This window comes from Streptosporangium sp. NPDC049376 (assembly GCF_044466505.1).
In the GTDB taxonomy this organism is placed as follows: Bacteria; Actinomycetota; Actinomycetes; order Streptosporangiales; family Streptosporangiaceae; genus Streptosporangium.
Map to the genome: position 1 here is coordinate 145,321 of NZ_JBITMT010000001.1, position 11,288 is coordinate 156,608.

Genomic DNA, 11,288 nt, shown 5'->3' on the forward strand with positions numbered 1-11,288 from the left:
GGGCTGTCAGCGCCCGCGCCGAAGCTCCTCACATGAAGAACACCACGGTCCTCATCTCCGGCGCGAGCGTCGCCGGGCCCGCCCTCGCCCTCTGGCTCGGCCGCATGGGCTGCACCGTCACCGTCGTGGAGAAGGCGCCCGCCCTCCGGCTCGGCGGCCAGGCCGTCGACTTCAAGGGGGCGACCCACCTCACCGTGCTCGAACGCATGGGCGTCCTCGACGAGGTACGGCGGCGCCAGACGGGCGGAACCGACCAGGAGGTCGTCGACGCGGACGGCAGGCGCCTGGCGGTCATACCCGGGGCGTTCACCGGCGGCGACATCGAGATCCGCCGCGGCGACCTGGCCGCCCTGCTGTACGAGCGGACCAGGCGGAGCTGCGAGTACGTCTTCGGCGACTCCATCACCTCGCTGACCGAGACGGCGGGCGGCGTGCACGTCACCTTCGAGCGCGGCGCGCCGCGCACCTTCGACCTGGTCGTCGGCGCCGACGGCATCCACTCCAACGTGCGGCGCCTGGCCTTCGGCCCCGAGTCCGGCTACGTGAACTTCACCGGCCACTACTACGCGCTGGCCGACCTGGGCCTCGACCACCCGCCCGCGATGTACAACGAGCCGGGCAGGATGGCCGCGCTCGGCGGCCCCAAGGCTCCCGCGTTCTTCGTCTTCGCCTCCGAGCGGCTCGACTACGACCGCTACGACGCCGAACAGCAGAAGCGCCTGCTGATCGACGCCTACCGGGGCATGGGCTGGAAGGTCCCGGAGCTGATGGCCAGGCTGCGCGACGCAGAGGAGGTCTACCTCGACTCGATCAGCAAGGTGAGGATGGACCACTATGCGAAGGGGCGGGTCGTGCTGCTCGGCGACGCCGCCTACGGCAACACCCTGGGCGGCTTCGGCAGCGGCCTGGCGATCGTCGGCGCCCACGTGCTGGCCGGGGAACTGGCCGAGGCGGACGGCGACCACGTGACCGCGTTCGCGAGGTATGAGGAGATCATGCACCGCTACGCCACGGTGACCGGGCAGAGCAGTGCGGGCCCCTTCCTCGCCCCGCCCTCGCCGCTGCGCATCACCATGCGCAACTGGATGTTCAAGCGGAGCCTCCTGCTCCGGGTGATGCTGAAGGCGACCGACAGGTTCGCCAGGTCCGTCGAGCTCAAGGACTACCCGGCTCTCGCCCCTGCCGGAGGTTCCACCAGGTGACAGGGGCGGGTCAGCGGTCGGGCAGGGGGGTGCGCCAGAACAGCGGGCGGTCGGGGCCGGTGCCGATCAGCAGGCCCGCGTGCGCCGTCAGGACGGTGCAGCCGCCCGCGTCGCACAGGTCCTCCCACCCGGCGGGGCCGACGACCGGCGGGCGGGTGCGGATCCTGCCCTCGGCGTCGGCGATGTAGAGGCGGCCGTTCATCGCGGTGAGGCTCACGGCGCCGCCGGAGGGGCCCGCCAGGACCCAGTCGGAGGTCTCCGGGCGCAGCTTCCACAGCCCCTCGGCGTTCACCGCGAAGAACTCCCCGTTCACCATGCCCAGGCCGACCGGCTCGGCCGGCGCCTCGGCGAGGGTCGTCCAGCCGTCCTCCTGGTCGTCGAAGACGAGCCGCCCGTCCGCGGTGAGGCCGTACAGGCCGATGGGATGCGCGGTGGTCGCCTCCCTGGGGGTGGCCATGGCGACGACCCCGGGGGCGGTTCCCGCGTGCCGCCAGCGCAGGTTCTGGGCCGAGACGTCACGCACGAGCAGTGAGCCGTCGGGGGCGACGCCGTACAGGCGGGAGCCGAAGACCGTCAGCGCGCGCAGCGAACCGGCGCCGCCGACGATCTGCCAGCCGCCGACGGGCTCCGACAGGCGGTCGAGCACGTTGCGGGTGATCCGGTCGACCATGGGGTCGTGCAGGGCGTTGCCCCAGTTCACGGTCGAGGCGGTGAACACCGTCCCGGCGCCGAGGCCGAAGACGCCCATGGTCGCCATGCCGCCCTGGCCGTAGCGGTGCCAGTGGCGCAGGTCGGCGGTGGCGAGGATGACGAAGGAGGGCGGGGTGCCGTCCCTGCCGGTCGCCAGCGGGACACCGTCCACCTCGACGAAGTCGCAGGCGTCGGTCTCGTAGCCGATGGCGCCCTGGCCGAACTTGTCGCCCTCGCCGAGCCCGGTCCCCTCGAACACCCAGTGCTCGGGGAACCTGACCGTGTAGGACTCCTCGTGCATCAGCCGCATGTACGGCCCCCACGTCCCGGCGCCGCGTCTGAAGCTGACGCCGGTCAGCGTGTTCTCCGGCCGGTTCACCGGGGCGCTCGACCACTCGACCGTGGTCAGGCCCGGTTCGACCGTGGCCATCGGGTCCATGGCCGCGTCGCGGTAGCAGACCATGGTCCGGCCGTCGTCCTCAAGACGGAACTGCCACCAGCAGGTGTTGCCGGAGAACACCGCGAGGTTGCCGCCGCGGGCGACGAACGCCTCGACGTTGTCGCGCATCCCGGCCGTCCAGTACTCGTCGTGACCGTTGACGACCAGCAGCCGGTAACCGGCCAGCAGTTCGGCGCCGTCGTGCAGGTCGAGCCCCGAGCAGTAGTCGACGTCGTAGCCCGCCGGGCCGAGCCAGCGGAGCATGCCCTCCTCCCAGCGCTCGGGCGGCGGCCCTCCGCCGGGCCGGGTGAAGGAGACCTTCGCGGCGCGGGTCGGCTCCTCGGTCCAGTAGATCGACTCCCCGGGGATGCCCGCCCGGTTGTAGGCCTGCCAGGTCGGGAACGGGATCGACAGCAGGACCCGGGAGGAGGGCCTGGCCGCCCTGACGACGAAGTAGACGTCGGAGAGCCCGTCGGAGGAGTCCTCCTCCGAGGTGAAGACCGCGCGGTAGAGCGAGCTGGGCCAGTCGCCGGGGACGTCGAGCGTCCAGACGGGACCGTCGAACCTCGCCTGGAGCACCGGCCGGTCGGCGGCGACGTCCTCGACCGTGACCGAACCGCGCGCCGGGGCGCGTGAGGTGCGGGTCAGGTGGAAGCGCAGCGACCCCTCCTGGACGCACGAGGTGGACTCGGCGTAGGCGTAGACCGTCATCCGACCGGCTCCAGCGTCTCGTGGAAGGCCGCCTCGACCAGCAGCGACTCCAGGTCGCGCAGGTAGCGTTCCATGGCCTCCTTCGGCAGGTAACGGGTGTCGGCGGTCAGCGAGACACCCAGGCCGCCGCCCTCCCCGGTCACGTGCAGGCAGAAGCGGCAGTTGAGCTGGTCCTGGCTGAGCGGCCAGGTCAGCGTGGTCTCCTCCATCGCCAGCCGTACGGTCCGCTCGTCGTGGGAGGCGTCGACCCGGTCGATGAAGCGCATGTCGTTGAAGCAGCAGTAGGGGTGGACCCGGGTGCCCCGTTCGCGGCTGACCCGTTCGGTCAGCCGGTCCCTGTCCCCGGGGTCGTGGTAGGCGGAGCGGTAGGCGCGCAGCGCCGCGGGCTTGGCGGCCCTGAGCACCTCGGCGAAGGAGCGCCCGCCCACGTCGAGCACGAACAGGCCCTCCTGGGAGAGGGTGGTGACGGCCTGCGCGGCGTCCTGGCGGAAGCGGTTGCCGACGATGGGCAGCATCGCGCACACCTCGTGCCCGGTCACCGCGCAGACCAGCACGCTGGAGGCGGCCAGCAGCACGGTCGAGGTGCTGGTGCCGTACACGGCCGCGATCCGTTGCACGGCCAGGTCGAGCGCCCTGGAGACCAGGTGCGCGCGCCAGATCGGCGGCCCCTCGGGGGCGGCGACCCGGCGGTCGAACATGGTCGGCGGGATGCGCCGGTACTCCCGCTCCCAGTGCTCGGCGGCGAGGCGGGCGACCCGCAGGCCGGGCTCGGAGCGCTGCCAGCGGGCCAGGTCGAGCGGGGAGGGCGGCGTCGGTCCCGGTACGGCCCCGCGCAACAGCAGCAGCCGCAGGTCGGTGATCGCGACCTCGGCGCCGAGCCCGTCCGCGGCCAGGTGGCAGAAGACGAGCACGATGTGGGTCACCGTTTCGTCCTCGGCGACCACCAGCCCGACTCTGAGCGGCCACTCGCCGGCGTAGTCGAACGGTGTCGCGGACAGCTCCTCCATCAGCCGTTCCGGATCGTCACGGGAGACGGTCAGCGGGATGCTCCCGGCGGTCCCGAGGACCTGCGCCGGTTCGGCGCCCCCGTCCTGCCCGCCGGTCTGCGCCGGTACCCGTGGGGAGGGGGCCGCCCCTGGCCCCGTCCCCACGGACGTCTCAAGCCCTGTGCTCAACCCGGCGCTCAGCCTCGTCCGCAGCGACTCGTGCCGTTCGACCAGGACGCCCAGGACCTCCGCGGCCCGCGCCACGGTGAGCGGCCTGGCCCGTCTCGGCACCGCGAGCACGCGGCCGAAGTTGAAGTAGTGGTCGTCCGGTGCCGTCTTCCTGATCGCGTCCCAGATGGCCCGCTGTCCCCAGGTCAGCGGAGCCGTACCCGATCGGCTCCCCGAGAACCGGATGTCCATGTTTTCTCTCCCCCGTTCGAAAAACGCCTCCCGACCGCTCTGCCAGGGGTGCCTCAGGGGCCGGAGTCTCCGGCCTGCGCGATGTGGCGTTCGAGCGCCCCCAGGTCGTCCAGCAGGTCGAGGCCGTCGCCGGACAGGTCGATCTCGATGCCGAACTCCGTCTCGACCGCGTCGATCAGCCGCATCTGGGCCAGGGAGGTGACCCCCAGGGCGGACAGCGGGACCGTGGCGTTCAGCGCCTCCTCGGCGGTGACGGCGCCGTCCGACGCCGAGGCCACCATCGCGGCCAGCCGTTCCCTAACCATTGACGCTCCTCCTCAGATGACGGCCACGGACGTCGTCCAGCGAGACCCAGATCCACTCGTCGGACATGTCAGGACTTCCTTGCGCTGAGCGGGCGCAGGTCGGTCCACACCTGGTCGATGTGGGCCAGGCACTCCTCCTTGGGGCCGGAGAAGCCCTCAAGACGCCAGCCGTCCGGCAGCCGTCTGCCGTCGGGCCAGATCGAGTACTGCTCCTCGTGGTTGACCACGACGTGGTGACTCATCACGCTTCCCCGTTTCCTTGGGAGGTCTGCACGAGACCCTCGGCCTCGTCGTCGGACAGTTCCGCCAGCTCGGCGATCAGCATCTCCTCGATCGAGGCGGCGAGCCCGGCCACGGTGCCGCGCGCGAACAGCACGCGGATCGGCACGTCGATCTCGACGAGGGCGCGGATCCTGGCGATGACGCGGGTGGCGAGCAGCGAGTGCCCGCCGAGGGCGAAGAAGTCGTCGAAGGCGCCGACGTCCTCGATCCCCAGCACCTCGCCGAACACGTCGGCGACCAGCTGCTCGGCGTCGCCGCGCGGGGCGACCCGCTCCCTGGGGGCCGCCTGCGGCGCGGGCAGCGCGGCACGGTCGATCTTGCCGTTGCGGTTGAGCGGCAGCGCGTCGAGCCGCACCCACAGGGAGGGCACCATGTAGGCGGGCAGCGTCGCCCCGAGCAGTCTGGCGAGATCCTCCCCCTCGGGGGCGCCGACGGTGTAGCCGACCAGGATCCCGTCCCGCACGGCGACGGCCGCCTGGCCGACTCCGGGGCAGGCCAGCAGCCGCGCCTCGACCTCGCCGAGCTCGACGCGGAAGCCCCTGACCTTGACCTGGTCGTCGTCGCGGCCGAGGAACTCCAGCCGCCCGTCGTTGCGCCAGCGCACCCGGTCGCCGGTGCGGTAGACACGTGAGCCGCCGGGGCCGGGCACGAACCGCTCTGCGGTCAGCGCGGGCCTGCCCAGATAGCCCTGGGCGACGCCCGCCCCGGTGACGCACAGCTCACCGGGCACACCCGGCGGCACCGGCTGACCGTTCCGGTCCAGGACCAGGACGCGGGTGCCGCCGACGGGCGTGCCGATGGGCGGGCGTCCCGGGGAGCCGTCCAGCTCGGCCGTGGTCGCGATGATCGTCGCCTCGGTCGGGCCGTAGGTGTTGACCAGCCGCACCCGGTCGCCGAAGCGCTCCCGCCAGCGGGCGACCGCGGCCTCGTGCACCTGCTCGCCGCCCAGGATGACCAGCCGCAACGTGTCCGGCCACGGGACGTCGTCGATCTGGTCGACCAGCGCGTGCCAGTAGGCCGTCGGCAGGTCGAGGACCGTGACCCCGGCCAGGTGGTCGGGCAGGGTGACGCCGCCGTCGGGAAGCAGTTCGACACGCGCCCCCGCGGCCAGAGCCGGGTAGATCTCCTCGGCGTGCGTGTCGAAACTCAGTGAGGCGAACTGCACCACCCGGTCACCGGGGTGCAGGCCGTACGCCTGGCGCATCCACGCCACCCGCGCGGCGAGCCCGTCGTGCCCGACCACCACGCCCTTGGGGGTGCCGGTCGAACCGGAGGTGTAGATCACGTAGGCGGCGGCGCCGTCCGGCACCGGGCCGGCCTGGAGCGCCTGCGGCACGGACTCGGGAACCGTGTCGAGCACGAAGGACGCCCCGCTGTCCTCGATGAGGAAGGCGAGCCGTTCGGCCGGGTAGTCGGGGTCGAGCGGCAGGTAGGCGGCCCCGGCGCGCCAGACGGCCAGCAGCGCGGCGATCGTGTCCGGGGTCCTGCCGAGCCGTACGCCGACCACGTCCCCGGGGGTGACGCCCCGCGAGCGCAGCAGCCCGGCCAGCTCACCGGCCCTGGCGTCAAGCTCGGCGTAGGTCAGCGCGCGCGTCCCGCAGCCGACCGCGACGGCGTCCGGCCGCTCCCGTACGGCCGCCGCGACCAGTTCGGGGACGGAGGGCGTCGCGGGCAGGGCGGGTCCCTCACCCAGCCGGGCCAGCAGCGCCTCGTCCTCCTCGGTGCGCAGCGGCAGCGCGGAGATCCGCTCGTCCGCGGCGCCGGGCAGCGCGGTGAGCAGCAGCCGCAGCCGCGCGCCCAGCGCCTCGACCGTCGCCCGGTCGAACAGCGCGGTGTCGTAGACCAGAGTGAGCAGCAGTTCGTGCTCGTCCTGCCAGGCCTCAAGGGCGAGTTCGAGCTTGGCCTGGCGCATGCCGTGCTCGAACGCCGACGCGGTCAGCCCGGCGAAGGCGCCGCCGTCCTGCCCGCCGTCCTGGGTGTGCAGGATGAACATCGTCTGGAACAGCGGGGTGCGGGTGAGGTCGCGTTCGGCCCGCAGCGCCGTGACCAGTTCCTCGAAGGGGACACCCTGGTGGGAGAAGGCGTCCAGGACGCCGATCTGGGTGCGTTCGAGCAGTTCGGTGAAGGCGGGGTCGCCGGACAGGTCGCCGCGCAGCACCAGCGTGTCGCTGAGGTAGCCGACGACGGGTTCGAGCTGGACCCGGTCCCTGCCCGCGGTGGCGGTGCCGATCAGGACGTCGTCCTGGCCGGTGTGCCTGGCCAGCAGCACCTGGTAGGCGGCCAGCAGCACCATGAACATGGTCGCGCCGTGCCGCCTGCCGAGCAGCGCCAGCTCACGGGCCTGCGCCGCGGTCAGCCTGACCTCGACCACGTCGCCGTCCCTGGTGCCGGCGGCGGTGCGCGGCCGGTCCAGCGGCAGGTCGAGCGGGGTGGGGTCGGCGAGCCGTTCGCGCCAGTGGTCGAGCAGCGCCGAGGTGTCGCGCTCCCGCTGCCAGTGGGCGACGTCGCCGAACTGCAGCGGCACCGGGGGCAGTTCGGCGCCCCCCGAGTAGAGGTGACCCAGCTCCTCGAAGATGAGGTTGAGTGACCAGCCGTCGCCGAGGATGTGGTGGATCACCACGCACAGCACGTGGTCGTCCTCGCCGATCTCGATGAGGACGGCCCGCAGCGGCGGCCGGGCGGCCAGGTCGGCGAAGGGCCGGTTGGTCAGGCCCGCGACGAGGTCGAGCGCCTCGGCCTCCCCGGCGGCGGAGATCTCCTCGACGGGCACTGGGCCCGGCGGGTCGACGACGGCCGAGGGCGCCCCGTCCACCTCGGGGAAGCGGGTGCGCAGGCTCTCGTGCCTGGCGGCGACACCTTCGAACGCCCTGGCCAGGGCCGTCCTGTCGAGCGGTCCCCGCAGCCGCCTGACCAGGCACATGTTGTAGGAGGCGTCGTCCGGGTCGAGCCGGTTGAGGAACCAGAGCCGTTCCTGGCCGAAGGACAGCGGCTGACCGGCTCCCTCCGGCCGCGGCCGGGGCCCCTCGTCGTCCCGCCCGTCACGCGCGGGCTCGGCGCCGGTGAGCAGTTCGGCCAGCGCGGCGACGCCGGGCCGCAGGAAGACCTCCCTGACCGGAACCTCGATCCCGGACAGTACGGCCAGCCGCGAGGTGACCATGGTCGCCAGCAGCGAGTGGCCGCCGAGGGAGAAGAAGTCGTCGTGCGCCCCGACCGAGGGCACGTCGAGCACCTCGGAGAAGACCTGGGCGACCAGCCGTTCCGCGGGGGTGCGGGGCGCGGTCGCGCCCGTCCGCGGAGCCGCCTCGACGTCGGGCAGCGCCTTGCGGTCGATCTTCCCGTTGGGGGTGAGCGGGAGCGCGGCGACCTCGACGAGCACGCCGGGCACCATGTAGGCGGGCAGCTGCCCGCCCGCGTGCTCCCTGACGGCGTCGAGGAGTCCGGGGGCGCCCGGTTCGACGGGCACGACGAAGGCGGCGAGCCGTTCGCCGCGCACCGCGACGACGGCCTGCGCGACGCCGGGGCAGGTGTCGAGGACCGCCTCGATCTCGCCGAGCTCGATGCGGTGGCCGCGCAGCTTGACCTGGTTGTCGGTGCGGCCGAGGAACTCAAGGGTGCCGTCTCCTCGCCAGCGGGCCAGGTCCCCGGTGCGGTAGACACGTGAGCCGCCGGGGCCGGGCACGAACCGCTCTGCGGTCAGCGCGGGGCGGCCGAGGTAGCCGGTGGCCACCCCGTCGCCGCCGATGAGCAGCTCGCCGGGCACGCCGATCGGGGCGGGTGAGCCCGCCGGGTCCAGCACGTGCACGACGGTGTTGGCGATCGGGCCGCCGATGACGATCTCGCCGGGCTCCTCGGGGACCTCCCAGGCCGTGGACCAGATCGTGGTCTCGGTCGGGCCGTAGACGTTGACGAGCCTTTCGACCCTGGGCCGCAGTTCCCTGGCCAGCTGGGGCGCGAGCGGCTCACCGCCGGTCAGCGCGGTCACCCTCGGCAGGTCCCCGCTGAGCAGCACCCGCCAGCCGGACGGCGTCGCCTGCACGTGGGTGACGCCCTCGTCCTGGACGAGGCGGGCGAGCGCGGCGCCGTCGCGGGCGGTTTCGGCGTCGGCGACGACGATCCTGCCGCCGGTCACCAGCGGGAGGTACAGCTCAAGGGCGGAGATGTCGAACGACAGGGAGGTCAGCGCGAGCCACACGTCCCGCGACGTCGAGCCGACCAGCGTCCGCATGGCGAGCAGGAAGTTGGTCAGCGCCCGGTGGGGCACGACGACGCCCTTCGGCCGCCCGGTCGAGCCCGAGGTGTAGAGCACGTAGGCGGTGTCGCGGGGACGGGGCCGTGCGGGCGCAACCGCCTGCGCGGGCGGCAGGTCGTCCAGGCTCGTCAGGACCAGGGCGGCGCCGGAGTCTTCGATGACGTAGGAGACACGGGCCTGCGGGTACTCGGGGTCGACGGGCAGGTAGGCCGCACCGCTCATCGCCACGCCGAGCAGCGCGACGACCATGTCCGTCCCGCGTTCCATCCGGACGGCGACGAGCGAGTCCCGCCCGATGCCCGCGGCGGCCAGCCGCCCGGCCAGGTCGGCGGCGCGGGCGGTCAGCTCGGCGTAGGTCAGCGTGCAGACGGCCACGGCGCCGGGGGAGGCGGCGGCCTGGTCGAGCACGAGGTCGACCAGGGTCACCTCGGGCAGCTCCGCCGAGGTCTCGTTCCACTCGCCCAGCAGGGCCAGCTCGGCCTCGGGCAGCATGGGCAGCGAGCCGATCGGCGTCTCCGGGGCGGCGACCGCCGCCTCAAGCAGCCTGACGAACCTGGCGACCATCCGTTCGGCGGTCCGCTGTTCGAACAGGTCCGTGCTGTAGAGCACGGTGCCGAGCACGTGGCCGTCGGGGGTGGGGGTGAGGTCCATGGACAGGTCGACCCTGGCCCTGGTCCAGCCGTGCGGGAAGGGTTCGGCGTCGAGACCGGGCAACGGGTCGCCGGTCTCGCCGTGGGTGTGGAAGGCGAACAGGGTCTGGAACAGCGGGGTGCGGCTGAGGTCCCGTTCGACGTCCAGTTCGGCGACGAGCCGTTCGAAGGGCACGTCCTGGCGGGAGAGCGCGTTGAGCACGACCTTGCGGGTGCGCTTGAGCAGGTCGGCGAAGGAGGGGTCGCCGGACAGGTCGCACCGCAGCGCCAGGGTGGTCGACAGGAAACCGATCATGGTCTCCAGGTCGGTGCTGTCCCGCCCCGCGGACGGTGTGCCGACGCAGAAGTCGTCCTGTCCCGTGTGCCTGGCCAGCAGCACCTGGTAGGCGGACAGCAGCACCATGTACGGCGTGCAGCGCGAGCGCCTGGCCAGTTCCGCGATCCCGGCGGCCAGTTCCCCGCCGATCTGGAAGTGCACCTCTCCGCCCTCACCGCTGCGCTGGGCGGGACGGGGCCGGTCGGCGGGCAGGTCGAGGGGCGAGACCCCGGTCAGGTGCTCGACCCACCAGCGAAGCTCGGTGTCCTCGGCGGCGCGCTGCGCGCGGGCGTGCTCGCCGTACTGCAGGGGGAGGGCCGGCAGGTCGGCGACGCCGCCGCCCGCGTAGTGGGCGGCGACCTCCGAGCACAGCACGTTCAGCGACCAGCCGTCGCCGTTGATGTGGTGCAGGACGACGCAGAGCACGTGTTCGAGCGGGCCGAGCTCGATCAGCGCCACCCGGAACGGCGGCGCGGCGGCCAGGTCGAAGGAGGTGTTGGTGACCGTGGAGACCAGCGTGCGCGCCTGTTCCTCGTCCGCCGCGGTCAGCCGCTCGACGACGATCGGAGCCGGGGGCTCGACGACCGCGACCGGTTCCCCGGCCACCTCGCGGAAACGGGTGCGCAGGCTTTCGTGCCGGGCCGCGACCGCGGTGAACGAGGCTTCGAGGGCGGCGGTGTCAAGTCGACCTTTCAACCTGTAAACATAGGATGTGTTGTAGGTTGAGTCGCCGGAGTCGAGGCGGTGAAGAAACCATAACCGCTGCTGGCCGTACGACAGCGGATACTCCGTCCAGGGCTGGCCGGGGGAAATGGTCTCTGGCTGAAGCACGCAGAGCTCCTTCGGCGGCCGCGGGATCGCACGCACATGAGCACGCCTCGTAAATGGGTATGCGAAAGCCCGCTCCGCGCATATTTGCCGAGTTGAGCACAGAAGACGAAGGGCTTCTTTCTGGAAAGAAACCTTTCAGTTAGGTCTGGGTCGTTAGTGTTACACCTCTTCCCCAGCTTCGCAAGGCCCGCCATCTCTGGGGGATCC

6 protein-coding genes are annotated in these 11,288 nt (G+C 72.6%); 1 reads left to right on the forward strand and 5 read right to left on the reverse strand.

The window, feature by feature from the left end:
- Positions 1–32: 32 nt before the first annotated feature.
- A complete protein-coding gene (locus ACIBVQ_RS00610; RefSeq protein ID WP_399174768.1) occupies positions 33–1,202 on the forward strand; it encodes an FAD-dependent monooxygenase in 1,170 nt (389 codons plus the stop codon).
- 10 nt (positions 1,203–1,212) lie between these two features.
- Here ACIBVQ_RS00610 and ACIBVQ_RS00615 read toward each other — a convergent pair whose 3' ends face one another.
- From ACIBVQ_RS00615 to ACIBVQ_RS00635, 5 genes are all read right to left on the reverse strand, one after another.
- The gene (locus ACIBVQ_RS00615) at positions 1,213–3,042 is read right to left on the reverse strand and encodes a N,N-dimethylformamidase beta subunit family domain-containing protein (RefSeq protein ID WP_352008504.1); all 1,830 of its coding nucleotides are present in this window, start codon (positions 3,040–3,042) and stop codon (positions 1,213–1,215) included.
- Positions 3,039–4,448: a hypothetical protein gene (locus ACIBVQ_RS00620; protein ID WP_399174771.1), complete on the reverse strand. Its 1,410-nt coding sequence runs from the start codon at positions 4,446–4,448 to the stop codon at positions 3,039–3,041. The genes ACIBVQ_RS00615 and ACIBVQ_RS00620 overlap by 4 nt, the downstream gene beginning before the upstream one ends.
- A gap of 53 nt (positions 4,449–4,501) precedes the next feature.
- Complete coding sequence (locus tag ACIBVQ_RS00625) at positions 4,502–4,753, reverse strand: acyl carrier protein (protein ID WP_352008506.1); 252 nt, start codon at positions 4,751–4,753, stop codon at positions 4,502–4,504.
- A 68-nt stretch (positions 4,754–4,821) separates the two neighbouring features.
- The gene (locus tag ACIBVQ_RS00630; protein WP_352008507.1) at positions 4,822–4,995 is read right to left on the reverse strand and encodes an MbtH family protein; all 174 of its coding nucleotides are present in this window, start codon (positions 4,993–4,995) and stop codon (positions 4,822–4,824) included.
- A complete protein-coding gene (locus ACIBVQ_RS00635) occupies positions 4,995–11,117 on the reverse strand; it encodes an amino acid adenylation domain-containing protein (RefSeq protein WP_399174773.1) in 6,123 nt (2,040 codons plus the stop codon). Before ACIBVQ_RS00635 ends, ACIBVQ_RS00630 begins: the two co-directional genes overlap by 1 nt.
- Between the last annotated feature and the right edge of the window lie 171 nt (positions 11,118–11,288).